This is a genomic window from Kitasatospora sp. NPDC088391 (genome assembly GCF_044753345.1).
GTDB lineage: Bacteria > Actinomycetota > Actinomycetes > Streptomycetales > Streptomycetaceae > Kitasatospora.
In genome coordinates, this window is sequence record NZ_JBIVNB010000007.1 from 178,195 (window position 1) to 204,167 (window position 25,973).

General features: G+C 69.3%; 19 protein-coding genes. 12 read left to right on the forward strand and 7 right to left on the reverse strand.

From position 1 onward, the window contains the following. The first annotated feature begins 28 nt into the window (after positions 1-28). Positions 29-2,548, forward strand: a complete 2,520-nt coding sequence (locus tag ACIQBJ_RS22085) for a SpoIIE family protein phosphatase (RefSeq protein ID WP_400713037.1) — start codon at positions 29-31, stop codon at positions 2,546-2,548. Between the two features lie 296 nt (positions 2,549-2,844). Here the strand turns inward: ACIQBJ_RS22085 and ACIQBJ_RS22090 are convergent, their stop codons facing one another. Further along, complete coding sequence (locus ACIQBJ_RS22090; RefSeq protein ID WP_400713040.1) at positions 2,845-3,036, reverse strand: hypothetical protein; 192 nt, start codon at positions 3,034-3,036, stop codon at positions 2,845-2,847. Between the two features lie 212 nt (positions 3,037-3,248). Between ACIQBJ_RS22090 and typA the strand changes: the two genes are divergently transcribed. From typA to ACIQBJ_RS22145, 11 genes are all read left to right on the forward strand, one after another. Further along, on the forward strand, positions 3,249-5,153 hold the full coding sequence (typA, locus tag ACIQBJ_RS22095) for a translational GTPase TypA (protein WP_400713043.1): 1,905 nt from the start codon (positions 3,249-3,251) through the stop codon (positions 5,151-5,153). 347 nt (positions 5,154-5,500) lie between these two features. Then, entirely contained in the window at positions 5,501-7,138 is a 1,638-nt protein-coding gene (locus ACIQBJ_RS22100; RefSeq protein WP_400713046.1) for an ABC transporter substrate-binding protein, read from the forward strand. Positions 7,139-7,279: 141 nt separating this feature from the next. Then, positions 7,280-8,206 (forward strand): ABC transporter permease, encoded by a 927-nt coding sequence (locus ACIQBJ_RS22105; protein ID WP_400713049.1) that lies wholly within the window; start codon positions 7,280-7,282, stop codon positions 8,204-8,206. Beyond that, positions 8,199-9,137, forward strand: a complete 939-nt coding sequence (locus ACIQBJ_RS22110; protein WP_400713052.1) for an ABC transporter permease — start codon at positions 8,199-8,201, stop codon at positions 9,135-9,137. The genes ACIQBJ_RS22105 and ACIQBJ_RS22110 overlap by 8 nt, the downstream gene beginning before the upstream one ends. A gap of 17 nt (positions 9,138-9,154) precedes the next feature. After that, positions 9,155-10,210 carry an ABC transporter ATP-binding protein gene (locus ACIQBJ_RS22115; protein ID WP_400713055.1) on the forward strand — a complete coding sequence of 352 codons (1,056 nt, stop codon included), beginning with the start codon at positions 9,155-9,157 and terminating at the stop codon, positions 10,208-10,210. Continuing rightward, on the forward strand, positions 10,203-11,219 hold the full coding sequence (locus ACIQBJ_RS22120; protein ID WP_400713058.1) for an ABC transporter ATP-binding protein: 1,017 nt from the start codon (positions 10,203-10,205) through the stop codon (positions 11,217-11,219). Before ACIQBJ_RS22115 ends, ACIQBJ_RS22120 begins: the two co-directional genes overlap by 8 nt. Before the next feature lie 167 nt (positions 11,220-11,386). Continuing rightward, on the forward strand, positions 11,387-13,012 hold the full coding sequence (locus tag ACIQBJ_RS22125; protein WP_400713061.1) for an ABC transporter substrate-binding protein: 1,626 nt from the start codon (positions 11,387-11,389) through the stop codon (positions 13,010-13,012). 82 nt (positions 13,013-13,094) lie between these two features. Next, positions 13,095-14,021 (forward strand): ABC transporter permease, encoded by a 927-nt coding sequence (locus tag ACIQBJ_RS22130; protein WP_400713064.1) that lies wholly within the window; start codon positions 13,095-13,097, stop codon positions 14,019-14,021. Beyond that, complete coding sequence (locus tag ACIQBJ_RS22135) at positions 14,014-15,027, forward strand: ABC transporter permease (RefSeq protein WP_400713067.1); 1,014 nt, start codon at positions 14,014-14,016, stop codon at positions 15,025-15,027. The genes ACIQBJ_RS22130 and ACIQBJ_RS22135 overlap by 8 nt, the downstream gene beginning before the upstream one ends. 16 nt (positions 15,028-15,043) lie before the next feature. Continuing rightward, a complete protein-coding gene (locus tag ACIQBJ_RS22140) occupies positions 15,044-16,096 on the forward strand; it encodes an ABC transporter ATP-binding protein (RefSeq protein ID WP_400713070.1) in 1,053 nt (350 codons plus the stop codon). After that, on the forward strand, positions 16,086-17,165 hold the full coding sequence (locus ACIQBJ_RS22145) for an ABC transporter ATP-binding protein (protein ID WP_400713073.1): 1,080 nt from the start codon (positions 16,086-16,088) through the stop codon (positions 17,163-17,165). Before ACIQBJ_RS22140 ends, ACIQBJ_RS22145 begins: the two co-directional genes overlap by 11 nt. Before the next feature lie 66 nt (positions 17,166-17,231). Here ACIQBJ_RS22145 and ACIQBJ_RS22150 read toward each other — a convergent pair whose 3' ends face one another. The 6 genes from ACIQBJ_RS22150 to ACIQBJ_RS22175 all read right to left on the reverse strand — a co-directional run bounded on the left by ACIQBJ_RS22150 (position 17,232) and on the right by ACIQBJ_RS22175 (position 25,722). Beyond that, positions 17,232-18,293 (reverse strand): ABC transporter ATP-binding protein, encoded by a 1,062-nt coding sequence (locus tag ACIQBJ_RS22150; protein WP_400713076.1) that lies wholly within the window; start codon positions 18,291-18,293, stop codon positions 17,232-17,234. Between the two features lie 31 nt (positions 18,294-18,324). Beyond that, positions 18,325-19,401, reverse strand: a complete 1,077-nt coding sequence (locus tag ACIQBJ_RS22155; RefSeq protein ID WP_400713079.1) for an ABC transporter ATP-binding protein — start codon at positions 19,399-19,401, stop codon at positions 18,325-18,327. 55 nt (positions 19,402-19,456) lie between these two features. Further along, positions 19,457-20,437, reverse strand: a complete 981-nt coding sequence (locus tag ACIQBJ_RS22160) for an ABC transporter permease (RefSeq protein WP_400713084.1) — start codon at positions 20,435-20,437, stop codon at positions 19,457-19,459. A gap of 185 nt (positions 20,438-20,622) precedes the next feature. Then, on the reverse strand, positions 20,623-22,389 hold the full coding sequence (locus ACIQBJ_RS22165) for an ABC transporter substrate-binding protein (protein WP_400713088.1): 1,767 nt from the start codon (positions 22,387-22,389) through the stop codon (positions 20,623-20,625). A 116-nt stretch (positions 22,390-22,505) separates the two neighbouring features. Beyond that, positions 22,506-23,528: an ABC transporter permease gene (locus ACIQBJ_RS22170; RefSeq protein ID WP_400713091.1), complete on the reverse strand. Its 1,023-nt coding sequence runs from the start codon at positions 23,526-23,528 to the stop codon at positions 22,506-22,508. Between the two features lie 481 nt (positions 23,529-24,009). Beyond that, a complete protein-coding gene (locus ACIQBJ_RS22175; protein ID WP_400713094.1) occupies positions 24,010-25,722 on the reverse strand; it encodes an ABC transporter family substrate-binding protein in 1,713 nt (570 codons plus the stop codon). Positions 25,723-25,973: the final 251 nt, after the last annotated feature.

A 25,973-nucleotide genomic window follows, 5' to 3' on the forward strand; every position in this document is an offset into this window, starting at 1 on the left:
ATGGGCGCGGGTTGGAGGGGTCGGTCCGTTGAACAGCTTCCCGGCACAGAACGCGACGCACGGCAGCAGCGGTCATGCCGCGCTGCCGGAGCAACCGGGTGCCCCGACGGCGCCCGTCTCGCTGCCGGCCGGCTGGGGCCAGGGCACGTCGGGCACCCTCTACGACTACATCCGGGTCGCCACCTTCGCGATCGGCCCCGACGGGCGGATCGCCCAGTGGAGCGACCGGGCCGCCGAGTTCTTCGGGGTGCCCGCCGCCGAGGCGGTCGGCGCCGACCCGATCACCGCGTTCATCCCGCGCGAGCTCTGGCAGCGCGGCCGGGCCCGGCTGGAGCGCGTCCTGGCCGGCGAGGAGTGGGTCGGCACCGCCCCCTACCGGGACCCGGCCGGCGCGGAGCACCTCGCCGAGGTCTACGCGATGCCCGACAGCGCCGACGGCTCCGCCACCTGCATGGCCGTCGACCTCGGCCGGCTGCGCGCCGTCGAGACCGACCTGGCCGCCTCCGAGGCGGTGTTCGGCCAGACCCCGACCGGCTTCTTCCTGTTCGACTGCGAGCTCAAGCTGCAGCGCGTCAACGCCGCCTTCGCGACCGGCGTCGGCCGCAGCCCCGCCGCCCTCCAGGGCCTCGCCCCCGGCGACGTGTTCCGCCCCTCCGACGCCGACCGGCTGCTGCTCGCCCTGCGCAAGGTCCTCACCGGCCAGGAGCCCGTCCTCGACCTGCGGCTGTCCGGCCCGGTCCGGGCCGACCACCCGGCCGGCGCCCGCGACGAGGAGCAGCGCACCTGGGCCGTCTCGCTGTACCGGCTCACCGCCGCCGGCGGCCGCCCGATCGGCGTGGCCGGCCAGGTCCAGGACGTCACCAGCCGGCACATCGCCGAACGCGAGGCGGCTGGCGTCCGGCGCAGCCTCGCCCTGCTCAACGAGGCGTCCACCCACATCGGCTCCACCCTCGACCTGGAGACCACCGCCAAGGAACTGCTCGACGTGATCGTCCCGCAGTTCTGCGACGTCGCCACCGTCGACCTGTACAGCGCCCTGCTCACCGGCGACTCCAACCCGCAGGGCGCCCACCCGGAGAGCGGCGAACTGCGCCGGGTCGCGGTCTCCAGCGTGGTCGGCAACGCCCCCTCGGTGCTCGGCAGCGAGCGCGGCGGCGTCCGGGTCGCCGAGGCCGGCGGCACGCTCTGCTACCCGCCGCGCTCCCCGCACGCCCGCGCCCTGCGCACCGGCCGCAGCGTCGTCCCGCAGCCCGGGCCCGACCCGCTGCTGCGCTCCACCCTGGTGGTGCCGCTGGTCGCCCGCGACCAGGTGCTCGGCCTGGTCCAGCTGTCCCGGGCGATCGGCTCCGAGCCGTTCGACGCCCGCGAGGTCGCGATCGCCGAGGAACTCGTCGCCCGCGCCGCCGTCTGCGTCGACAACGCCCGGCTCTACCGCCGCGAGCACGAGCGCGCGCTGATCCTCCAGCGCAGCCTGCTGCCCCCCGGCAACCCGGCCGCCTCCGGCCTGGAGATCGCCCGCCGCTACCTGCCCAGCAACAACAACACCGAGGTCGGCGGCGACTGGTTCGACGTCATCCCGCTGCCCGGCAGCCGCACCGCCCTGGTGATCGGCGACGTGATGGGCCGCGGCCTGCGCGCCGCCGTCGCGATGGGCCAGCTGCGCACCGCCGTCCGCACCCTCGCCATGCTCGACCTCGACCCGGAGGAAGTGCTCTCCGCCCTCGACGAGATCGCCCGCGGCCTGGGCAACGACGACGCCGACCCGGACCGCTCCGGCCCCGAGGTCTACCTCGCCACCTGCGTGTACGCCGTCTACGACGCCGTCAAGCAGCGCTGCACCTTCGCCAACGCCGGCCACCTGCCGCCCGTCCTGCTCACCCCGGGCCAGGGCGCCCGGATGCTCGACGTGCCGCCCGGCCTCCCGCTCGGCGTCGGCGGCGAGCCCTTCGAGGAGGTCACCGTCGACCTGCCCGAGGGCTCCGTCCTCGGCCTCTACACCGACGGCCTGGTGGAGTCCCGCAAGCACCAGCTCGACGAGGGCCTGAAGGCGTTCCGGACCTCCCTCGGCAACGGCTCCGACCAGCTGGAGGAGCTCTGCGACCAGGTCCTGGACGAGCTCAACCCGCACCACGGCGAGGACGACATCGCCCTGCTGATGGCCAAGGTGCACGCCCTGCCCAAGGGCTCGGTCGGCGACTGGCGGCTGCCGCCCGAGCCCACCTCGGTCGCCAAGGCCCGCGAGGCCGCCTGCGGCTGGCTGCTGGAGCGCGGCCTCGACGAACTGGTCGACACCTGCGAGCTGCTGGTCAGCGAACTCGTCACCAACGCGCTGCGGCACGGCCGCGGCGAGATCCGGCTGCGCCTGCTCCGCGACAAGTCGGTGGTCTGCGAAGTCTGGGACGACGCCTACGCCCAGCCCCGCCAGCGCCGCGCCCAGGAGACCGACGAGGGCGGCCGCGGCCTCCAACTGGTCTCCCTGCTGGCCGAACGCTGGGGCAGCCGCCGCACCCCCAAGGGCAAGATCGTCTGGTTCGAGCTCTCGCTCTAGCCCTCCACCACCACGGCCGCGGCCCGCTGCTCCACCAGGGCGGGCCGGGCCAGGCCGGGCACCAGCTTCCGGGCCCGGGCCAGCGCCTTCCCGGCCTCCTCGGGCTGCCCGGCGGCCAGCAGCGCGGCGGCCCGGGAGCAGGGACGCCTGAAGGCGGCTGCCGACCCGGTCGACCTCGGCGGTGAGGCGCGCCACGGCCTCGGGCAGCGGGACCAGCCCGGCGTCGGCGGCGCAGACCAGCGTCTGGGCCCGCAGCAGGGCCACCGCCCACTCCGCGCCGGGCAGTTGACCGGGCGTCAGCCGCTCGGCCGTCTCCAGGGCCCGTGCCCACTCGCCCCGGGCCAGGTCCAGGTGAATGCGGACGGACGCGCCGACCAGCCCCGACGGGGCGCCCGCACCACCAGCGGGGCCCCGCCGACCCGGACCGCGAACAGCCGGCTGCCGACGACGATCGCCAGCACGAAGAGTATCCGGGTGCTTTTCTTCACGGCGGAAGCCTCCCGGGCGTGCGGTGCGTACGGGAAGCACCGATGCCCAGTTGTGATCTCCACCGCGTCCGACCGGCCCGTTTCTGCTCCGTTGGAGCCTTCCCCGTACGATGGGGAGAAGCCGAGGCATGTGCCGTGCCCGGCGGGTGGACCGGTGAATGCTGACGCGGGCCGGGCACCGTGACCCACGATTCCGGGAGAATCAGCGCCGCATGCCCACGCGCAACGACATCCGCAACGTCGCCATCGTCGCCCACGTCGACCACGGCAAGACCACCCTGGTCGACGCCATGCTGAAGCAGGCCGGCGCCTTCGCCGCCCACCAGCAGCTCGACGACCGGATGATGGACTCGAACGACCTGGAGCGCGAGAAGGGCATCACCATTCTCGCGAAGAACACCGCGGTCAAGTACCACCCCAAGGACGGTGGCGCGCCGATCACCATCAACATCATCGACACCCCCGGCCACGCCGACTTCGGCGGTGAGGTCGAGCGCGGCCTGTCGATGGTGGACGCGGTCGTGCTGCTGGTCGACGCCTCCGAGGGCCCGCTGCCGCAGACCCGCTTCGTGCTGCGCAAGGCGCTCACCGCCCGGCTGCCCGTCATCCTCTGCATCAACAAGACCGACCGTCCGGACGCCCGGATCGACGAGGTCATCAACGAGACCTACGACCTGTTCCTGGACCTGGACGCGGACGAGGACCAGATCGAGTTCCCGATCGTCTTCGCCTGCGCCCGCGACGGCGTGGCCTCGCTGACCAAGCCGGAGAACGGCACCGTGCCGGCCGACTCCGAGAACCTGGAGCCGTTCTTCTCCACCATCCTGGAGCACGTCCCGGCCCCGGTCTACGACGAGGACGCCCCGCTGCAGGCGCACGTCACCAACCTGGACGCCGACAACTTCCTGGGCCGCATCGCGCTGCTCCGGGTCGAGCAGGGCGAGCTGCGCAAGGGCCAGACGGTGGCCTGGATCAAGCGCGACGGCTCGATCCAGAACGTCCGGATCTCCGAGCTGCTGATGACCGAGGCGCTCACCCGCAAGCCGGCCGAGGTGGCCGGCCCCGGTGACATCTGCGCCGTCGCCGGCATCGGCGACATCATGATCGGCGAGACCCTGGCCGACCCCGAGAACCCGATCGCGCTGCCGCTGATCACGGTCGACGAGCCGGCCATCTCGATGACCATCGGCACCAACACCTCGCCGCTGGTCGGCAAGGGCGGTTCCGGCAAGGGCGCCGACGCCAAGTCCAGCAGCAAGGTGGACCGCAAGGTGACGGCCCGCCAGGTGAAGGACCGCCTGGACCGCGAGCTGATCGGCAACGTCTCGCTCCGCGTGCTGGAGACCGAGCGCCCGGACGCCTGGGAGGTGCAGGGCCGCGGCGAGCTGGCGCTGGCCATCCTGATCGAGACCATGCGCCGCGAGGGCTTCGAGCTGACCGTCGGCAAGCCGCAGGTGGTCACCCGCGAGGTCAACGGCAAGACCCACGAGCCGGTCGAGCGCCTCACCGTGGACGTCCCCGAGGAGCACATGGGCGCCGTCACGCAGCTCATGGGCATCCGCAAGGGCCGGATGGACAACATGTCCAACCACGGCTCGGGCTGGGTCCGGATGGAGTTCGTGGTGCCGTCCCGCGGCCTGATCGGCTTCCGCACCGAGTTCCTCACCGGAACCCGCGGCACCGGCATCGCGCACTCGATCCACGAGGGCTACGAGCCGTGGTTCGGCAACCTGACGACCCGCAACAACGGCTCGCTGGTCGCCGACCGCTCCGGCGTGGTCACCGCCTTCGCGATGACCAACCTGCAGGAGCGCGGCGTGCTGTTCATCGACCCGGGCACCGAGGTGTACGAGGGCATGATCGTCGGCGAGAACTCGCGCGCCGACGACATGGACGTGAACATCACCAAGGAGAAGAAGCTCACCAACATGCGTTCCTCGAACGCCGACGTGGCGGAGTCCATCGTGCCGCCGCGCAAGCTCTCGCTGGAGCAGTCGCTGGAGTTCTGCCGCGAGGACGAGTGCATCGAGGTGACCCCGGAGACCGTGCGCATCCGCAAGGTCGTCCTGGACGCCAAGGACCGGGGCCGCACCGCCTCGCGCGCCAAGAAGAGCTGACGCCCCACCTGTTCGGCCCGACCGGCCGGTGTCCTCACGGACACCGGCCGGTCGTGTTTTTGGTGACTCTCAGTATTTGAGACGGCAGGGGCGAAGTGTTCGTTAATCGGACGTCACTGATCGTCATGCGCGACAACTGTCCGTTTCGCCCCTGTCTGGGTATGTCGTGAATGTCCGATTATTGGGATTCATCCACCGTTCATGTGACCAAATTGAAATCCGTATTGGTCATTTCCGTACCCGTGAGTGACCGATAGTGGGTGCAGTCGAGCTCGGGTCGAGGCTCCTGCGCAGGGGTGCGCGCCAGGCCGCGAGCGATCTGCAACACGATTTCAGGAGGCACACCCATGCGCGGTGCCAGCCAGGCCAAGTGGGTTGTCGCAGCCGTCGCGGTCGCCCTCGCGGCCACCGCCTGCGGCAGTGGCGGTTCTTCCGGCGGTGGCGCCGGCGATGCCGGTCCGGTCAACGCCCAGGGCGTCTTCAGCTACCAGAGCAGCGAGCCGCAGAACCCGCTCCAGCCGGCGAACGCCATGGAGGTCGGCGGCGGCCGCATCATCAAGTCCCTGTTCAAGGGCCTGGTGGACTACGACCCCACCGACGGCAAGCTGCGCAACCAGGTCGCCGAGAAGATCGAGACCACCGACGCGCAGAACTACACCGTCACCCTGAAGTCGGGCTGGACCTTCCACGACGGCACCCCGGTGACCGCGCAGTCCTTCGTGGACGCCTGGAACTGGTCCGCCAACGTCAAGAACAACCAGATCAACTCCGACTGGTTCTCCGACATCCAGGGCTACACCGACGTCCACCCGGACAAGGGCGACCCCACCGCCCAGACCATGTCCGGCCTGAAGGTCGTCGACGACACCCACTTCACGATCGCGCTGACCGGCCCGGTGTCGTACTTCCAGTACAAGCTCGGCTACACCGCCTTCTCGCCGCTGCCGAAGGTGTTCTTCACCGACCCGGCGAAGTACGGCCAGTCGCCGATCGGCAACGGCGCCTACAAGTTCGTCTCCTGGGAGCACAACAAGGCGGTCACCGTCGCGGCGTACGACAAGTACGCGGGCATCGACAAGCCGAAGAACGCCGGCATCGTCTTCAAGAACTACTCGCAGGCCGAGGCCGCCTACAAGGACCTGGTCTCCGACAACCTGGACGTGCTGGACCAGGTCGACCCGAGCGACCTCGCCTCCTACAAGAACGACCTGGGCGACCGCGCCGTCGACCAGGCCCAGGGCGCGATCCAGTCCATCTCCTTCTCGCTCTACCAGGCCGAGTGGCAGGGCCAGGACAAGGCCAAGGTCCGCCAGGGCCTGTCGATGGCGATCGACCGCGCCACCATCACCAAGACGGTGCTGAACGGCTCGCGCCAGGCCGCCAACTCCTGGGTCGCCCCGGGCGCCATGGGCTACAAGGACAACACCTGCGGCGAGTACTGCACGTACGACCCGGCCAAGGCCAAGCAGCTGGTCACCGAGGGTGGCGGCGTCCCCGGTAACAAGATCACCGTGCTGTACAACGCCGACGGCGGCCACAAGGAGTGGGTGGACGCGGTCTGCAACTCCATCCGCCAGGCCACCGGCGTCGAGTGCGTCGGCGACGCCAAGCCGGACTTCAAGACCTCCCGCGACCTGATCAAGAACAAGAAGGTCAACGGTCTGATGCGGACCGGCTGGGTGCAGGACTACCCGCTGAACGCCAACTTCCTGCGGGACGTCTACGGCACCGGCGCGGCGGCCAACGACGCCGGCTACTCCAGCGCCGAGTTCGACAAGTTCGCCGCCGAGGCCGACAAGGCCACCTCGGTGGAGAAGACCGCCGAGCTGTACCAGCAGGCCGAGGCCCAGCTGGCCAAGGACATGCCGGCCATCCCGCTCTGGTACTACAAGACCACCGCGGGCTACTCGAAGAACGTCCAGAACGTGAAGTACGACTCCTTCGGCGACCCGGTCTTCACCCAGGTCGAGGTCAAGCAGAAGTAACCGGGCCGGCACCGCACGGCTCGCACGGACACGGCCGGTGCCGTGCCCGCCCCAACGGGCGGCCCGACACCGGCCGTTGCCACGTCCAGAACTCTGACACCGGGACTTGACGGCAGGTCAGAGCAGTCAATTGGAGGCACGATGGGGCGCTACGTCGCGAGGCGACTGCTCCAGATGATCCCGGTGTTCGTGGGCACGGTCACGATCATCTTCTTCATGACCCGGATGCTGCCCGGCGACCCCGCGGCGGCGATGTGGGGCGACAAGGCCGCCGACCCGGCCCAGCTGGCCGCGTTCAAGCACGACATGGGACTCGACGTCTCCAAGTGGCAGCAGTACCTCAACTACATGGGGGACCTGTTCACCGGCGACTTCGGCAAGACCATGAGCGGCCGCCAGGTCATCGACGTCATCGGCGAGGCGCTCCCGGTCACCGTCCGGCTGGCGCTGCTGGCCTTCGTCTTCGAGCTGGTCGTCGGCGTGGCGATCGGCCTGTTCGCGGGCCTGCGCCGCGGCAAGGCCTTCGACAAGTCGACGCTGGTGCTGACCCTGCTGCTGATCTCCATCCCGGTCCCGGTGCTCGGCTTCATCTTCCAGAACGTGTTCGCGATCCAGCTGAAGTGGATCACTCCGACCGTCCAGGACTCGATGAACCTGGGCCAGTTGATCCTGCCCGCCGTCGTGCTCGGCTCGATCTCGCTCGCCTACGTCGCCCGGCTCACCCGCACCTCCATCGCGGAGAACCTGAAGGCCGACTACATGCGCACCGCCGTCGCCAAGGGCCTGCCCCGGCGCAAGGTGATCGGCACCCACCTGCTGCGCAACTCGATGATCCCGGTGGTGACCTTCCTCGGCACCGACCTGGGCGCCCTGATGGGCGGCGCGATCGTCACCGAGGGCATCTTCAACGTCAAGGGCGTCGGCAACGCGCTGTACCACGCCATCAACCTCAACGAGGGCGCGACCGTCTCCGGTTTCGTCGTCGTGCTGGTGCTGGTCTACCTGGTCGCCAGCCTGCTCGTCGACCTGCTCTACGCGGTCCTGGACCCGAGGATCCGGTATGCCTGACCTGACCACGAAGAACGCCGCGATTCCCGCCCAGCGGGACGGCGCCACCGCCGGAGCGAAGCCGGAGAAGCCCCGCAGCCTCGGCCTGGACGCCTGGCACGACCTGCGCAAGCGCCCGATCTTCCTGATCTCCGCCGCGCTGATCGTGCTGCTGATCGCCTTCGCGATCGCCCCCAGCCTGTTCACCTCGGTGGACCCGCGGGCCGGCGACCTGCGCAACCACTACCTGAGCAAGCCGAACTACCTGCACTTCTTCCAGGCGGACTGGTTCGGCTACGACGGCCAGGGCCGCTCCATCTACGCCCGGATGATCTACGGCGCCCGCGCCTCGGTGGTCGTCGGCATCTGCGTCACCGCCGGCGTCACCGTCCTCGGCGGCCTGCTCGGCATGGTCGCCGGCTACTACGGCGGCTGGGTCGACACCATCGTGTCCCGGTTCACCGACATGGTCTTCGGCATCCCGCTGCTGCTCGGCGCGCTGGTCATGCTGAACGCCTTCCAGGTCCGCACCGTCTGGTCGGTGGTCTTCGCGCTGGTCGTCCTCGGCTGGACCCAGATGACCCGCGTGATGCGCGGCTCGGTGATCACCGTCAAGCAGTCCGACTACGTCACCGCGGCCAAGGCGCTCGGCGCCGGCACCGGCCGGATCATGTTCAAGCACATCCTGCCGAACGCGATCGCCCCGGTGATCGTGGTCGCCACCATCGCGCTCGGCGGCTACATCGCCACCGAGGCCACGCTGAGCTTCCTCGGCATCGGCCTGCAGGACCCGACCATCTCCTGGGGCATCGACATCAACTCGGCCCAGAAGGTCATCCGTACCGCTCCGTTCGCGCTGTTCTTCCCGGCCGGCATGCTCAGCGTCACCGTGCTGGCGTTCATCATGCTCGGCGACGCGGTGCGCGACGCCCTCGACCCGAAGCTGCGCTGAGAGAGGCGGCCCGCACCATGACCACCGCACCCGCGAAGACCACCACCACCGCGAAGGACCGCCCGGCCCCGGGCACCCCGCTGCTCGAAGTCCGGGACCTGCACGTCGAGTTCAAGACCCGGGACGGCGTCGCCAAGGCCGTCAACGGCGTCAACTACTCGGTCGCGGCCGGCGAGACGCTGGCCGTGCTCGGCGAGTCCGGCTCCGGCAAGTCCGTCACCGCGCAGACCATCATGGGCATCCTCGACATGCCCCCCGGCCGGATCACCGCAGGCGAGATCCTGTTCCGCGGCCAGGACATGCTGACGATGTCCAACGAGGAGCGCCGGAAGATCCGCGGCCGCAAGATCGCGATGATCTTCCAGGACGCGCTCTCCTCGCTCAACCCGGTGCTCTCCGTCGGCTACCAGCTCGGCGAGATGTTCCGCGTGCACGAGGGCGCCTCCAAGAAGGAGGCCCGGGCCAAGGCGATCGAGCTGATGGACCGGGTCCGCATCCCGGCCGCCGCCCAGCGCGTCGACGACTACCCGCACCAGTTCTCCGGCGGCATGCGCCAGCGCATCATGATCGCGATGGCGCTGGCCCTGGAGCCCGACCTGATCATCGCGGACGAGCCCACCACCGCGCTGGACGTCACCGTCCAGGCCCAGGTGATGGACCTGCTCGCCGAGCTGCAGGCCGAGTACCACATGGGCCTGATCCTGATCACCCACGACCTCGGCGTGGTCGCCGACGTCGCGGACAAGATCGCCGTCATGTACGCGGGCCGGATCGTCGAGACCGCCCCCGTCCACGACCTGTACGCCAACCCCGCCCACCCGTACACCGAGGGCCTGCTCCGGTCGATCCCGCGACTGGACCAGAAGGGCGAGGAGCTGTACGCGATCAAGGGCCTGCCGCCCAACCTCTACAAGGTCCCGGCCGGCTGCGCGTTCAACCCGCGCTGCGACGCGGCCACCGACCTGTGCCGCACCGAGGTCCCCGCCCTCCACCAGGTCACCGACCGGGACGGGGCGGAACTCGCCGGGCGCAGGAGCGCCTGCCACTTCTGGAAGGAGACCCTCCATGGCTGAGCCCATCCTGGAGGTCCGCGACCTGGTCAAGCACTACCCGCTCACCCAGGGCGTCCTCTTCAAGAAGCAGGTCGGCGCGGTCAAGGCCGTCGACGGCATCTCGTTCACCCTGCACAAGGGCGAGACGCTCGGCATCGTCGGCGAGTCCGGCTGCGGCAAGTCCACCCTGGCCAAGGTCCTGATGAACCTGGAGCGGGCCACCGCCGGCCAGGTGCTCTACAAGGGCGAGGACATCTCCCGGCTCTCCGGCGCGGCGCTCAAGGCGGTGCGGCGCAACATCCAGATGGTGTTCCAGGACCCGTACACCTCGCTGAACCCGCGGATGACGGTCGGCGACATCATCGGCGAGCCCTTCGAGATCCACCCCGAGGTCGCCCCGAAGGGCGACCGCCGCAAGGCCGTCCAGGACCTGCTGGACGTGGTGGGCCTCAACCCGGAGTACATCAACCGGTACCCGCACCAGTTCTCCGGCGGCCAGCGCCAGCGCATCGGCATCGCCCGCGGCCTGGCGCTCAAGCCGGAGGTGATCATCTGCGACGAGCCGGTCTCCGCACTCGACGTCTCGGTGCAGGCCCAGGTGATCAACCTGCTGGAGCAGCTCCAGCAGGACCTGGAGCTCTCCTACATGTTCATCGCGCACGACCTCTCGATCGTCCGGCACATCTCGGACCGGGTCGGCGTGATGTACCTCGGCAAGATGGTCGAGATCGGCACCGACCTGGAGATCTACGACCACGCCACCCACCCCTACACCCAGGCACTGCTCTCCGCCGTGCCGGTGCCGGACCCGAGCGCCCGGGAGAACCGCGAGCGGATCATCCTCTCCGGCGACATCCCCTCCCCGGCCAACCCGCCGTCCGGCTGCCGGTTCCGCACCCGCTGCTGGAAGGCCGAGGAGCGCTGCTCCACCGAGGTCCCGCTGCTCGCGGTCCCGACGGTCCTGACCGGCGGCGCCCGGCACGACTCGGCCTGCCACTTCGCGGCCGAACGGGAGACCGCGGCGGCCTAGCGGGCACCGGGAATCCGACGCGCCGTCAGGGGCGCGGGCCACCGCCCGCGCCCCTGACGCGTCGTCAGGACCGGCTTACCCCGTCCGGCCCTACTGCGGTCGCGCCGCACCGGTGCGGCCCTTCTCATGAGGTGAGATGCGTCATACACCCCTGAGGAGGAAGCTCCATGCCTGCAGGCACCCGCGTGCGCTGGGCCCTGGTCAGTGCGACGTCCGTGGCCCTGGTGGCCACGGGTTGTGGCAGTAGTGGCAGCAGCTCCGGTGGCGGCTCGTCGGACACCAGCAAGACGTTCACCTACCAGAGCAGCGAGCCGCAGAACCCGCTGCAGCCGGCCAACGCCAACGAGACCGGCGGCGGGCGCATCGTGCAGAACCTGTTCAAGGGCCTGGCGGACTACGACCCGTCCAACGGCAAGCTGCGGATGCAGGTCGCGGACAAGATCGACACCAGCGACTCGCAGACCTTCAACGTCACGCTGAAGTCCGGCTGGACCTTCCACGACGGCACGCCGGTGACGGCGAAGAGCTTCGTGGACGCCTGGAACTGGGCGGCGAACACCAAGAACAACCAGATCAACAGCTCCTGGTTCTCGGACATCGAGGGTTACGCCGACGTCCACCCGAAGAGCGGTGCCCCGGCCAAGGACACCATGTCCGGCCTGGCCGTCCAGGACGACACCCACTTCACCATCAAGCTGACCAACAAGGTCTCGTACTTCCCGTACAAGCTCGGCTACGTGGCCTTCTCGCCGCTGCCGGAGGGGTTCTTCAAGGACCCGGCGGGCTACGGGCAGAAGCCGGTCGGCAACGGGCCGTACCAGTTCGTCAGCTGGGACCACAACTCGCAGGTGGTCACCAAGACCTTCGCGAACTACCAGGGCGTGGACAAGCCGAAGAACGGCGGTGTCGTCTTCAAGATGTACACCACCGCCGAGGCCGCCTACGCGGACCTGCAGTCCAACAACCTGGACGTGATCGACCAGGTGCCGCCGTCGGCGCTGGCGAACTACAAGAACGACCTGGGCGACCGGGCGATCGACGCCCCGCAGGGCGCGATCCAGAACATCGGCTTCACCCTCTACCAGTCCGACTGGCAGGGCCAGGACAAGAACAAGGTCCGGCAGGGCCTGTCGATGGCGATCGACCGCGACACCATCACCAAGACCGTGCTGCAGGGCTCGCGCAAGCCCGCCACCGCCTGGGTCGCCGAGGGCGTCGACGGCTACAAGTCCGGGACCTGCGGGGACGCCTGCACCTACAACCCGGACAAGGCCAAGCAGCTGATCCAGGAGGGCGGCGGCGTCCCCGGCAACGCCATCAAGATCACCTACAACGCGGACGGCGGCCACAAGGAGTGGGTCGACGCGGTCTGCAACTCGATCCGCCAGGCCACCGGCGTCAACTGCGCCGGCGACCCGAAGACCGACTTCAAGACCGCCCGCGCGGCGATCACCGGCCACCAGATCAACGGCCTGTTCCGCACCGGCTGGGTGCAGGACTACCCGCTGAACGCCAACTTCCTCGCCGACGTCTACCGCACCGGCGCGGCCTCCAACGACACCGGCTACTCCAGCCCGGAGTTCGACAAGCTCGCCAACGAGGCCGACCAGGCGGCGTCCGTCCAGGACACCGCCACCGGCTACCAGAAGGCCGAGGCGCAGCTGGCGATCGACATGCCGGCCATCCCGCTCTGGTACTACCGGAGCAACTCCGGCTTCTCCACCAAGGTCCAGGGCGTGAAGTTCGACTCCTTCGGCAACCCGGCCTGGACCCAGGTCGAGGTCAAGGGCTGACCCCACCCGACGCCGGCCCCGTCCTCCCCGCACGGAGGGCGGGGCTCCGGCACTACGTCACCCCTTCGGAGGGAGGGCTCCCATGGGCCATTACGTCCTACGGCGCGTGCTCCAGATGATCCCGGTGTTCTTCGGGGCCACGCTGCTGATCTTCCTGATGGTGTACAGCCTGCCGGGCGACCCGATCGCGGCGATGTTCGGCGACAAGGCCGCCGACCCCGCGCAGGTCGCCAACCTGCGGCACAAGTACTACCTCGACCAGCCGCTGTGGAAGCAGTACCTGCACTACATGAACAACATCTTCCACCTGGACTTCGGCACCAGCTTCACCGGCCGCCCGGTCTCGGAGATCATGGCGGACGCCTTCCCGGTCACCATCCGGCTGGCCCTGGTCGCCTTCTTCTTCGAGATCTTCATCGGCCTGCCGCTGGGCCTGCTGGCCGGCCTCAAGCGCGGCAGCATCGCCGACACCCTGGTGCTGGTGGTCACCCTGATCGTGATCTCGATCCCGGTCTTCGTGCTCGGCTACATCGCCCAGACCGTGTTCGCGATCAATCTGGGCTGGGTCACCGCGACCGTGCAGGACTCCAAGGACATCACCCAACTCATCCTGCCCGGCCTGGTGCTGGCCTCGCTCTCACTGGCGTACGTGGCCCGGCTGACCCGCACCTCGATCGGCGAGAACCTGCGCGCCGACTACATGCGCACCGCCGTCGCCAAGGGCCTGCCGCGGCGCACCGTCATCGGCCGGCACCTGCTGCGCAACTCGCTGATCCCGGTGGTGACCTTCCTGGGCACCGACCTGGGCGCCCTGATGGGCGGCGCGATCGTCACCGAGGGCATCTTCAACATCGCCGGCGTGGGCAACGTCCTCTACAAGGCGATCAACCAGAAGGAAGGCCCGACGGTGGTCGGCATCGTCACCGTGCTGGTGCTGGTGTACCTGGTCGCCAGCCTGGTCGTCGACCTGCTGTACGCCGTCCTGGACCCGAGGATTCGGTATGCCTGACCGGAACGGGGACCTCCCCGACGACCACGACCCGCTGCGGGGCGTCCAGCCCGCGGACAGCGACCACCTGGACTACGTCGGCCAGCAGGGCCTGGCGGTGGAGCAGGAGACGCTGCGCGAACCGGACCCGGCCAAGCGCGAGCAGGCCCGCAGCCTCTGGGGCGACGCCTGGCGGGACCTCCGCCGGCGGCCGATCTTCCTGATCTCGTCCGTGCTGATCCTGCTGCTGGTGGTGATCGCGATCTTCCCGGGGCTGTTCACCGGCACCGACCCGCGGGCCGCCGACCTCACCCACAACTACCTGCGCAAGCCCGACTACACCGACTTCTTCGGAGCCGGCTGGTTCGGCTACGACGGGCAGGGCCGCTCCATCTACGCCCGGGTGCTCTACGGGGCCCGGGCCTCGATCACGGTCGGCATCTGCGTCACCCTGGCGGTCACCCTGCTGGGCGGGCTGGCCGGGATGACCGCCGGGTACTTCGGCGGCTGGGTGGACGGGGTGATCTCCCGGATCACCGACATCTTCTTCGGCATCCCGCTGCTGCTCGGCGCCCTGGTGCTGCTGAACGCCTTCGCCACCCGCAACGTCTGGTCCGTGGTGATCGCGCTGGCCTTCCTGGGCTGGACCCAGCTGGCCCGCGTGATGCGCGGCTCGGTGATCACCGTCAAGCAGTCCGACTACGTGGTGGCCGGGCGGGCGCTCGGCGCCGGCACCGGGCGGCTGATGTTCCGGCACATCCTGCCGAACGCGCTCGCCCCGGTGATCGTGGTCGCCACCATCGCCCTCGGCGGCTACATCACCGCCGAGGCCACGCTGAGCTTCCTCGGCATCGGCCTGCAGGACCCGACGATCTCCTGGGGCGTGGACATCTCGTCCGCGCAGAAGGTGATCCGACAGGCCCCGTTCGCCCTGTTCTTCCCGGCCGCCGCGCTCTCGATCACCGTGCTGGCCTTCATCATGCTGGGCGACGCGGTGCGCGACGCCCTCGACCCGAAGCTGCGCTGAGCGAGCGGAGAGGCACATGAGCACCGTCGCCGACCAGGCCCGACCCGCCCGCGAGGAACCCTTCACCGGGCCGCTGCTGGACGTCCGGGACCTGCACGTGGAGTTCAAGACCCGGGAGGGCGTGGTCCGCGCCGTCAACGGCGTCAACTACTCGGTGTCCGCGGGCGAGACGCTCGCGGTGCTGGGGGAGTCCGGCTCCGGGAAGTCCGTCACCGCGCAGGCCGTGATGGGCATCCTCGACATGCCGCCGGCCAGCATCCCGCAGGGCGAGATCCTGTACCGGGGCCGGGACATGCTGAAGATGTCCAAGGAGGAGCGCCGGAAGATCCGCGGCCAGAAGATCGCGATGATCTTCCAGGACGCGCTCTCCTCGCTCAACCCCGTCCTCCCGGTGGGCTACCAGCTCGGCGAGATGTACCGGGCGCACCGCGGCAGCAACCGCAAGGACGCCCGGGCCAAGGCGATCGAGCTGATGGACCGGGTCCGCATCCCGGCCGCCGCCGAGCGGGTGGGGGACTACCCGCACCAGTTCTCCGGCGGCATGCGCCAGCGCATCATGATCGCGATGGCGCTGGCCCTGGAACCGGACCTGATCATCGCGGACGAGCCCACCACCGCGCTGGACGTCACCGTCCAGGCCCAGGTGATGGACCTGCTCGCCGAGCTGCAGGCCGAGTACCACATGGGCCTGATCCTGATCACCCACGACCTCGGCGTGGTCGCCGACGTCGCGGACAAGATCGCCGTCATGTACGCGGGCCGGATCGTCGAGACCGCCCCCGTCCACGAGCTGTACGCCCGCCCCGCGCACCCCTACACCCGCGGCCTGCTGGACTCCATCCCGCGGCTCGACCAGAAGGGCCAGGAGCTCTTCGCGATCAAGGGCCTGCCGCCCAACCTGCTGCGCATTCCGCCGGGCTGCGCGTTCAACCCGCGCTGCCCGCGGGCCCAGGACGTCTGCCGCCGGGACGTGCCGCCGCTGGCGGAGGTCACCGAGGACGACGGGACGCCGCTGGCCGGGCGGCACAGCGCGTGCTTCTTCTGGAAGGAGACCCTCCATGACGGTTAACGGCGCCACCCCGCTCGGGGCGACCACCCCGGAGGAGGTCGCGTTCGCCCAGGAGGTGCCGCGCGGCGAGCCCATCCTGGAGGTCCGCGACCTGCGCAAGCACTTCCCGCTGACCAGGGGCGTGCTGTTCAAGAAGCAGGTCGGCGCGGTCAAGGCCGTCGACGGCGTCTCCTTCGACCTGATGCAGGGCGAGACGCTCGGCATCGTCGGCGAGTCCGGCTGCGGCAAGTCCACCCTGGCCAAGGTGCTGATGAACCTGGAGCCCGCCACCGCCGGATCGGTGAAGTACAAGGGCGAGGAGATCTCGCACCTGTCCGGTGCGGCGCTCAAGGCGGTGCGGCGCAACATCCAGATGGTGTTCCAGGACCCGTACACCTCGCTGAACCCGCGGATGACGGTCGGCGACATCATCGGCGAGCCCTTCGAGATCCACCCCGAGGTCGCGCCGAAGGGCGATCGCCGCAAGGCCGTCCAGGACCTGCTGGACGTGGTGGGCCTGAACCCGGAGTACATCAACCGGTACCCGCACCAGTTCTCCGGCGGCCAGCGCCAGCGGATCGGCATCGCCCGCGGCCTGGCGCTCAAGCCGGAGGTGATCATCTGCGACGAGCCGGTCTCCGCGCTCGACGTCTCGGTGCAGGCCCAGGTGATCAACCTGCTGGAGCAGCTCCAGGGCGAGTTCAACCTGTCCTACATGTTCATCGCGCACGACCTCTCGATCGTCCGGCACATCTCGGACCGGGTCGGCGTGATGTACCTCGGACGGATGGTCGAGATCGGCACCGACCTGGAGATCTACGACCACGCCACCCACCCCTACACCCAGGCACTGCTCTCCGCCGTGCCGGTGCCGGACCCGAGCGCCCGCGAGCACCGGGACCGGATCGTGCTGACCGGCGACGTGCCCTCCCCGGCCAACCCGCCGTCCGGCTGCCGGTTCCGCACCCGGTGCTGGAAGGCGCAGGAGAAGTGCGCGCGGGAGGACCCGGAGCTGACCGTCCGGGACTGGCTGGAGGGGCGGGCCCGGCACGACTCGGCCTGCCACTTCGCCGGCGAGCGGGACGTCTGAGCGCACGCACGAAGGGGCCCCCGCCGAACGGATCGGCGGGGGCCCCTTCGGGTCGCGCGGGAGGGCTCAGACCTCGGCGCGCTGCTCCGGGACGGCCGGGTTGCTGCCGTCCTCCGGGAAGTGGCACGCGGTCAGGTGGTTGGCCACGCTGCCGGAGAGCTGGATCAGCGGCGGCTCCTCCACCGAGCACTTCTCCTGGGCCTTCCAGCACCGGGTGCGGAACCGGCAGCCCGACGGCGGGTTGAGCGGCGACGGGACGTCACCGGTCAGCCGGATGCGCTCGGCGGACACGTTGTCCGGGTCGGCGTCCGGGGCCGCGGAGAGCAGCGCGTGGGTGTACGGGTGGCGCGGGCCGTTGTACAGCGAGTCGCGGTCGGCGATCTCGACGATCTTGCCGAGGTACATCACCGCGACGCGCTGCGAGAAGTGCCGGACGATCGACAGGTCGTGCGCGATGAACACGAACGCGATGCCGAGCTCCTTCTGCAGCTCCTGCAGCAGGTTGACCACCTGGGCCTGGATCGACACGTCGAGCGCGGAGACCGGCTCGTCGGCGACGATCAGCTTCGGGTTCAGCGCGAGCGCGCGGGCGACGCCGATGCGCTGGCGCTGGCCGCCGGAGAACTCGTGCGGGAACCGGTTGTAGTGCTCCGGGTTGAGACCGACGATCTCCAGCAGTTCCTTCACCCGGGCCTCGCGGCCCTGCGGCGGGTTGATGTCGTTGATCTCCATCGGACCGGTGATGATCGTGCCGACGGTGTGCCGCGGGTTCAGCGAGGAGTACGGGTCCTGGAAGATCATCTGGATCTCGGACCGCACCGGCGCCAGCTCCTTGCGGGAGGCGTGCGCGATGTCCTGGCCCAGGTACTTGATCGAGCCCGCGGTGGGCTCGTACAGCCGGGTCACCAGGCGGCCGGTGGTCGACTTGCCGCAGCCCGACTCGCCGACCAGGCCCAGGCTCTCGCCCGCGTGCACCGTGAAGCTGACGTCGTCGACCGCCTGCACCGCGCCGACCTGGCGCTTGAACGGGAAGCCGCCCATCACCGGGAAGTGCTTGGTGAGCCCGGACACCTCCAGCAGCGGGCTGCCGGTAGCGGTGCTGCCGCTCACGTTCTGCTCTGCACTCATGGTTGTTCGCTCCTTGAACCGAGAATCTGACTCAGCTGCTCAGCCGGGGCAGGATCTGCTCGGTGAGGATGGACTGCTTCTGCGCGGGGGTGAGGTGGCAGGCCGACAGGTGGCCGCTCTCGTCGACCAGGTCCAGGGCGGGACGCTCGGTGGTGCACCGGTCGCCGGGCACCTCGGAGCGGAACTCGCAGCGCGGGTTGAACGCGCAGCCGGACGGCGGGTTCAGCAGCGACGGCGGCGAGCCCGGGATCGGCCGCAGCGGCACGTCCACCGCCGCGTTGATCCGCGGGATGGAGCTCAGCAGGCCCCAGCCGTACGGGTGCTGGGGGGTCTTCAGGATCTGGCGCATGGTGCCGCGCTCGACCGCCCGGCCCGCGTACATCACCAGCACGTCGTCGGCGATCTCGCGGATCACGCCGAGGTCGTGGGTGATGAAGATGATCGACGTGCCGGACTCCTCCTGGAGCTCCTTCAGCAGGTCGACGATCTGGGCCTGCACGGTCACGTCGAGCGCGGTGGTCGGCTCGTCCGCGATCAGCAGCTTGGGGCTGCAGACCAGCGCCATGGCGATCATCGCGCGCTGGCGCATGCCGCCGGAGAACTCGTGCGGGTAGCTGTCCACGCGCTTGTCGGGCTGCGGGATGCCGACCTTGGCCAGCATGTCGATCGCCCGGGTGCGGGCCTCGCGCTTGCTCGCGCCGGTGTGCTTCATGAACGGCTCGGAGATCTGCCGGCCGATCGTGTAGTACGGCGAGAGCGCGGCCAGCGAGTCCTGGAAGATCATCGCCATCTTGTTGCCGCGGAGCCGCTCCAGCTCCCGCTGCGGCAGGGTCAGCAGCTCCTGGCCGTCCAGCTTGATGGAGCCCTCGATGGTGGTGTTCCGCGGGTTGTGCAGACCCATCACCGCGAGGTTGGAGACCGACTTGCCGGAGCCGGACTCGCCGACGATGCCGAGCGTCTTGCCGGCCTGCAGGTCGAAGTTCAGCTCGTTGACGGCCTTGACGATGCCGTCCTCGGTCCGGAACCGGACCCGCAGGTCGCGGACGGAGAGGAAGGCGTCGCCCGCGGCGGCCGGGGTACCGGCCTCGGACTTGGTGAGGGTGCTCACGGTCGGATCTCCTCGGGGGCGGGGTGGTGCGGGGCGGGGGCGGATGCGAAGGTGCTCATCCGATCCTCACCCGGGGGTCGAGGACGCCGTAGACCGCGTCGACGACGATGTTGAAGACCAGGATCGCGGCGGCGCTGAACAGCAGCACGCCGAGCTCCAGCTGGGTGTCCTGGGAGTTGATCGACTTCACCGCGAGCATGCCCAGGCCCTGGATGCCGAAGGACACCTCGGTGATGATCGCGCCGGAGAGCACGACGCCCAGGTCGAGGCCGAAGATGGTGACGATCGGGGCCATCGCGCCGCGCAGCGCGTAGCGCCACCAGACGTAGCGGTTCGACATGCCCTTGGCGCGGGCCGCCCGGATGTGGTCCTCGGACAGCTGCTCGATCATCAGCGAGCGGACCTGGCGGGTGTAGTTCGACCAGAAGATGATCGACATGACCAGCCACGGCAGGATCATGCCGGTGATGGAGGTGATCGGGTCCTCGGTGAACGGGGTGTACCCGGGCTTGTCCAGCCAGTGCAGGTTGGTGACGAACAGCGCCATCGCGAGCGGGGCGACGAAGAAGATCTGGGTCGACTGGCCGAGCTGCGAGAGCGAGCTGGCGACGGTGTCGAAGATGCTGCCCTGCTTCCAGGCGGAGAGCATGCCCAGGCTGACGCCGATGATCAGGAACGCCGCGGAACCGCCCAGGGCCAGCATGATGGTGGCCGGGTAGTTCGACATGATCACGTCGATGACCCACTGGTGGCGGGAGTTCGAGTAGCCCAGGCAGGGGGCGTTGCAGTAGCCGAAGCCGCCGCGGTCGACGCCGACGAACAGGCCCTTGATGTACTCCCAGACCTGCTCGACGTGCGACTTGTCCAGACCCATGTTGCGGCGGACCGTCGCGAGCTGCTGCGGGCTGCAGCCCTTGGGGCAGTTCAGCTGGGCCTGGTCCACCGGCAGTGTCATGACTGCCAGGTAGGTCAGCAGGACCAGGAGGAAGAGGATGATGATCGCGCCGAGCGCCCGGCGAGTGAGAAATCTGAGCATGGGTTGGGCTCTTCCGAGTCTGGGCGCCGTCGGCGGCCGCGTCGTGGAGAGTGCCGGGCCCGGTCGCGGACCCGTGTGTGGGCCTGGTGTCGGTGTGCGGCAGGAGGCGGCGGGCCCGTCCGGTCGGACGGGCCCACCGGCAGGGCGCGGGGACCGGTGCTCGGTTCCCGCGCCCTGTCAGATCACTACTTGATGTAGATGCTGGAGATGTCGGTGGCGCCGATGACCTCGTTGTAGGCCACGCCGCCGAGGCCGGCACCGTAGACCTGGAAGAACTTGTCGTAGACCGCGGGGATCTTCGGCGCGTCCTCGAGGGCCTTGTCGGCGAGCTTCATCCACTCGTCCGACGCCTGCTTCACGTCCGTGATCTTGTTGATCCGGTCGATCTCGGCGTTGACGGCGTCGTTGTTGTAGTGGCTGTAGTTCGGCGAACCGTCGGCGATGGTGCGGCCGTCCAGGGTCGGCGGGATGACGGTCGAGCCGACCGGCCAGTCAGCGCCCCAGCCGGAGCGGTACAGGTCGAAGCCGTTGTCCTTCTTGCCGATCACCGAGTAGTAGCTGGTCGGGTCCAGCTCCTTGCGGTCGACCTTGAAGCCCGCGTTGTTCAGGGCCTCCTGGATCGCCGCGGCGACCGGCTGCCAGCGCGGGGTGTTCGCGTAGGCCAGGACGATCGGGTAGTTCTCCGCGCCGGCCTCCTTCAGGAGCGCCTTGGCGGCGACCGGGTCGCCCTCCGGCTTGGCCTTCAGGCCCAGCGGGTCGGAGTCCTTCCAGCCGGCCACGGTCGGGCTGACCAGGTTGGTGGCCAGGTCGCCGGTGGCGGCGCCGCCGAGCAGCTTCTGCACCTGGGCGCGCGGGAAGGCGACGGCGAGGGCCTTGCGGACCTTCGGGTCCTTCACGCGGGTGTTGTTGATGTCGAAGGTGTCGACGAACGGCAGGAACTTGTTCGTCAGGCGGTCCTTGTAGGTCGCCAGGTCGCCCTGGATCTTGGCGATCGACGCGTTGTCGGCGTTGGTCGTCAGGGTCAGCGCGTTCTTGTCGTCACCGTTGCCGGCCAGCAGGCGCTGGGTCAGCAGCGGGTTCGAGATGGAGAGCTCGAACTCCCAGCCGTCCACGTACTGGTGGCGGATCGGGTCCGACTTCGGGTCCCAGTTCGGGTTCTTCACCAGCTTGAGGGACTTGTCCTTCTCGTAGCTGGCGATCTTGTAGGGGCCGATGGAGACCGGGTGGTCGTTGTACTTCTCCTTGTCGTCCTTCGACTTCTGGATGGCCGTGATGTTCGGCATCTGGACGGCGTACGGGGTGTCCGCGTGCGCCTCCTTGAAGTGGAAGACGATGGTCTTGTCGTCGGGGGTGCCGATGACGTCGTCACCGAGCTCCTTGCCGTCGTACGGACCCTGGTAGACCTTGCGGTAGTCCGCGCCGGACAGCCAGGTCTGGACGTAGTTCGGACCCTGGTCCTGGTAGTCCGCGTACAGGCGCTCCACGCCGTACTTGACGTCCTTCGAGGTGATCGGCGTGCCGTCCTCGAACTTCAGGTTGTCCTTGAGGGTGTACGTCCAGGTCTTGCCGTCGTCCGACTGCTTGCCGGTGTCGGTGGCGAGGTCGCCGACCAGGATGGTCTTGCCGGTGGCCGGGTCGGTCTTGTAACCGGTCAGCGAGCGGCTGTAGAGCTGCGCGACGGCCTGGTACTCGTTGACGTAGATCTGACCGGGGTCGAGGTAGTCGAAGCCCGCCGCCTCGATGGCGTGCGCGGTGCCGCCCGGCTTGGCGCCGGCGACGTCCTTGGCCGGGCCGGTGGAGTCGGCCAGGGTGCCCAGACCGAAGTTCTGCACCTCCGACTTGGCGGAGTTGGTGGTGTCGGTCTTGGTGTTGTGACCGCTGGAGCAGCTGGTCAGGGTGAGCGCGCTGATCGCCAGCATCGCGGGCACGTACGCGGCCTTGCGAAGTCTCATTGCTTCCTACCTGTCAACTTGGCGTGGGATGTCTGGTCAGCGCGGACCGCCGGTGCACCACCGGGGACTGCTGGACACAGGGTGTTGCTGGGTGATGCGCGTGGTGCGAGGTGGTGCTACCGGATGGTCTTCGGGTCGAGAGCGTCCCGGACCGCGTCCCCGAGCAGGTTGAAGGCGAGGACGAAGGTCGTCAGCGCCACACCCGGGAAGACGAGATAGGTGATGTCGGACTCGTAGTACTGGGCGGCGTCGGAGAACATCCGGCCCAGGTCCGGAGTCGGGCTGGTGAAGCCGACGCCGAGGAAGGAGAGACCCGCGACAGCGGTGATGATGGCCGGCAGCGTCAGGGTCGCCTGCACCAGGATGGTGGTGGCCAGGTTGGGCAGCAGTTCCTTGAAGATGATCCGCCACGGCGAGGCGCCGGAGATCTTCGCGGCCTCGATGTACTCGCGCTCGCGGAGGCTGATGGTGATCGAGCGGATCAGACGGGCCATGCCCATCCAGCCGAGCAGGGCCAGGATCGTCCACATGCCGACCAGGCGGACCCAGGTCGGGGTCTCCTTGTCGATCGGGACGATGGCGTTGACCACGATCGGGAAGAACGCGATGGCGGTCAGCTGGGTCGGCAGGGCGAGCAGCATGTCGCTGAAGCGGCCGACCAGGTAGTCGAAGGTGCCGCCGAGGTAGCCCTGGGCGAGACCCACCACCACACCGAGCACCGTGGAGGTGGTCACCACGATGAGGCCCACACCGAGCGAGGTGCGGATGCCGTAGATGATGTTGGTGAAGATGTCCTGACCGGTGCCGGGCGTGATGCCGAACCAGTACTCGCTGCTCATGCCACCGTTGGGGGCGACCGGCAGGCTCAGGGAGTCCAGGAGGGTGAAGTCCTTCAACCCGTAGAAGGTGTACGGGTCCTTCCCGTAGAGCGCGGAGATCACCGGGGCGAGCAGGGCCGCCGCGATGTACCCGAGGGTGATCACTGCACAGACCACGCCCGTGCGGTTGCGCTTGAAGCGGCTCCAGGCGATCTGGCCCGGGGTGCGCCCGAGGAGCTCGGCCGGCTTGGCGCCGGCGGCGTCCGTGGACTTGGCGAGGGTGGGATCCCCCTCGGCCGTCGTCCCAGTTGGCGTCGTCATGGTGCTAAAGCTCCCGACCGTGGTCCGTGCAGAAGCAAGGAGTAAGAACTTGGATGAATGGACTCTTGCAAGTCGTTTATCGAACGTCAAGAGTTCCTCAGTTGTCGGCGGCCCATTTCCTCCTTCGTGCTGGAATGTCAACCACTTTGTAGTTCTCGGACTCTTGACAGCGGCCGAGCGAGACGGTCAAAACCGGACATACACGCTCAATCGGCGTTCACATGTCCGTAACCATGCACGGTCTGCTCCGTTATCAGGACGTCACGCCGCCCGCCGCGAGCGCACGACGCGCGTAGACCCCATGTCCGTTTTGTAGTGATTCACCGGAATTCTCGAAGGCAATTGGGTGTCCGATTATCGGACACCCGTGTTTTCGGGCGTGCCGCAGCGAATTCATGGGTAGGGGTGGCTCAATTCGGGTCGAGCGGGGGGCGCCGCCCGGATGGCAATTTCTCGCCATTGGCGAGACCTCGCCGCACGGTTACTTCATCAGCCCGATGTTCTCGTAGACGAAGTCTCCGAGCCCCGGGGCGCCGATGTTGGCGAGCTCCTTGCGGACCCCGTAGATGGCCGGCCGCTGGTACAGCGGAACCAGGCCCGCGACTTGCCACGCCTCCGTGTCGGCACGGTTGAGCGCCTCCGTCTCCTCGTCCACGGTGTCGGCCCTGGCGGCCTCCGCCATCGCCCTGTCGAGCGTCCTGCTGCCCACCTGCGACCAGTTGGAGCCGGAGTCCTGCTGGAAGGTGCTGATCGAGTTGGACACCGGGAAGGGGGTGCCCAGCAGGGCGAAGGCGGTCAGGTCGAAGTCGTGCTGGTAGATGTAGCGGTCGAAGAAGTCGCCGGCCGGCACGGTCTGCACCGTGACGGTGACCCCGACGGCGGCGAGCATCCGGGTGACCGCCTCGCTCTCGTTGGCGGCCAGGTTGTTCGAGGCCGGCGCCACGAAGCGCAGCACCAGGTCCTTGCCGTCCTTGCCGCGGACGCCCGAGGGGCCGGGCTTCCAGCCCAGCGCGTCCAGCGTCGCCCGGGCGGCGGCGGGGTCGAAGCGGCTCAGGCCGCCCGAGTTGTCCTGGTAGCCGTGCTGCGAGGGCACCAGGAAGTGGTTGTTCATCGGCACGTACGGCCAGTCCAGGCCGGCCAGGTCGGTGCGGGTGATCTCGGACCGGTCGATCGCCTGGATCAGCGCCTGACGGAGCTTCGGATCGCCCAGCAGCGGGCTCTTCCCGTTGAGCACCAGTTGCCGCAGGTTCGGGCCGCCGGCCTTGCGGACCTCGGCGCCCGCCGTCTGCTGGATGGCCCGGTAGCCCTCGGTGTTGGGGCCGTTGTTGTAGAAGTCGACCTCGCCCCGGGAGAAGGCCTGCGGCATCGTGCCGGTGTCGTACGCCTTGAAGACGATCTTGTCGAGCAGCGGCTTGTCGCCCCACCACCCCGGGTCGGCGACCACCGTGACGGTGCGCGCCCCCGGGTCCATGTCGGCGACCTTGAACGGCCCGCCGGAGACCGGGATCTGCCCCTTGAAGGAGGTGTTGAACTGGTCGGGGGTGGAGACGTACCGGGCGGGCAGCAGCGGGGCGTTGCCGGCGTTGTTGAACATCGCCTGCCACTCCGAGTACGGCTCCTTGAAGGTCATCACCGCCTGGAAGTCGTCCTGCCCCCGGACCACGCTCTCCACCTGGTCGAAGCCGTTCGAGGTGGCGGTCCGGTACCCGGGGTCCAGCGCGCCCAGCGCCTGCCAGTTCGCCTGCAGGTCGCGCCAGGTGATCGGGAGGCCGTCGGACCAGTGCGCCTTCGGGTTGAGCGTCCAGACCACGACCTGCTTGCCCTGCCGCTGCTCGCTGCGGGCGCTGACCAGGTACGCCGGGTTGGGGGTCTGGGTGCCGCCCGCGTCGGAGCGCCAGAAGGTCGGCAGCAGCGCCTTGACGACGTCGTTGGTGGAAGCCTCCGAGCCGTCCGACTGCAGCGGGTTCCACTGGCTGGAGTACTGGTCGATCGCCCACCGCAGGGTGCCGCCCTGCCGCAGCGCCTCGCGCGGCGCGGGGTTCATCGCCTGCTGGGTCATCCGCGGCCCGTCGCCGCCGACCGCCGCGGCCGACCCGCCCTCGGCGGACCCGTCGGCGGCGGAGCAGGAGCACAGCGCGAGGGCCAGGGCGGCCGCCGCGGCGGTCGGCAGGAGGGGGAAGCGGGGTCTCGGCACGCGGCACATCTTCCGAGCCGGTGAACGGACTTGTCGACCTAAGACGGATCAAGTATTGGTAACGCGACGTGGCCGGGCGGTTGCGCCGTCCGGTTCGTCCGGTTCTGCGACGCCATTGGCGAGGACTCGCCAGTACGCGGGCGGGGGGGGGGGGGGGGCGCGGCCCCCCGCCCCCCCCCGGGGGGGGGCGGGGGGGGCCGCGGGGGCCGTGGGGGCCCCGGCCGGGCGCCCCGGGGGCACGGGGTGGCGCG

Bases quoted from the DNA above. Each gene is read 5' to 3' on its own strand.
- typA (WP_400713043.1), top strand. From the start codon at position 3,249: ATGCCCACGCGCAACGACATCCGCAACGTCGCCATCGTCGCCCACGTC.
- ACIQBJ_RS22100 (WP_400713046.1), top strand. From the start codon at position 5,501: ATGCGCGGTGCCAGCCAGGCCAAGTGGGTTGTCGCAGCCGTCGCGGTC.
- ACIQBJ_RS22105 (WP_400713049.1), top strand. From the start codon at position 7,280: ATGGGGCGCTACGTCGCGAGGCGACTGCTCCAGATGATCCCGGTGTTC.
- ACIQBJ_RS22110 (WP_400713052.1), top strand. From the start codon at position 8,199: ATGCCTGACCTGACCACGAAGAACGCCGCGATTCCCGCCCAGCGGGAC.
- ACIQBJ_RS22115 (WP_400713055.1), top strand. From the start codon at position 9,155: ATGACCACCGCACCCGCGAAGACCACCACCACCGCGAAGGACCGCCCG.
- ACIQBJ_RS22120 (WP_400713058.1), top strand. From the start codon at position 10,203: ATGGCTGAGCCCATCCTGGAGGTCCGCGACCTGGTCAAGCACTACCCG.
- ACIQBJ_RS22125 (WP_400713061.1), top strand. From the start codon at position 11,387: ATGCCTGCAGGCACCCGCGTGCGCTGGGCCCTGGTCAGTGCGACGTCC.
- ACIQBJ_RS22130 (WP_400713064.1), top strand. From the start codon at position 13,095: ATGGGCCATTACGTCCTACGGCGCGTGCTCCAGATGATCCCGGTGTTC.
- ACIQBJ_RS22135 (WP_400713067.1), top strand. From the start codon at position 14,014: ATGCCTGACCGGAACGGGGACCTCCCCGACGACCACGACCCGCTGCGG.
- ACIQBJ_RS22140 (WP_400713070.1), top strand. From the start codon at position 15,044: ATGAGCACCGTCGCCGACCAGGCCCGACCCGCCCGCGAGGAACCCTTC.
- ACIQBJ_RS22145 (WP_400713073.1), top strand. From the start codon at position 16,086: ATGACGGTTAACGGCGCCACCCCGCTCGGGGCGACCACCCCGGAGGAG.
- ACIQBJ_RS22150 (WP_400713076.1), bottom strand. From the start codon at position 18,293: ATGAGTGCAGAGCAGAACGTGAGCGGCAGCACCGCTACCGGCAGCCCG.
- ACIQBJ_RS22160 (WP_400713084.1), bottom strand. From the start codon at position 20,437: ATGCTCAGATTTCTCACTCGCCGGGCGCTCGGCGCGATCATCATCCTC.
- ACIQBJ_RS22165 (WP_400713088.1), bottom strand. From the start codon at position 22,389: ATGAGACTTCGCAAGGCCGCGTACGTGCCCGCGATGCTGGCGATCAGC.
- ACIQBJ_RS22170 (WP_400713091.1), bottom strand. From the start codon at position 23,528: ATGACGACGCCAACTGGGACGACGGCCGAGGGGGATCCCACCCTCGCC.